Origin of the sequence: Bradyrhizobium cosmicum, assembly GCF_032290525.1 — a bacterium.
GTDB lineage: Bacteria > Pseudomonadota > Alphaproteobacteria > Rhizobiales > Xanthobacteraceae > Bradyrhizobium > Bradyrhizobium cosmicum_A.
Genome location: NZ_JASXTA010000192.1, coordinates 1 through 278, shown reverse-complemented (window position 1 = coordinate 278; position 278 = coordinate 1). Strand labels below are relative to the sequence as shown.

The window sequence follows — 278 nt, the reverse complement described above, 5'->3', positions numbered from 1 at the left end:
GGGCTCGCCAGCATGTCGCCGAAGGAATCGCCGAGCGCGGTGATGTCCTCGCGCGAACGCGCAAAGCCTACAGGGCCGCGTTTCGCGGGGCGTCGACGGAACATGCCGAATAAATCCACCATCCCGCTTCGCTTAAGCCTTTCACGGTGATTCCGCGACGCGCCCGCCGGCGAATCGCTTCGCTAGCGAGCCATGAATGAATGGATGTCCCTGCCCAGCGAAACACCCCGCCGTGCGCCCTGCCCAGTAGATACAGGCTCGCGCTACCGGCTTCAACC

General features: G+C 64.4%; 1 pseudogene. It reads right to left on the bottom strand.

The features are described 5' to 3' along the window. A pseudogene (locus tag QSV46_RS39615) lies at positions 1 to 122 on the bottom strand (LPS export ABC transporter ATP-binding protein); the annotation flags it as partial. Between the last annotated feature and the right edge of the window lie 156 nt (positions 123 to 278).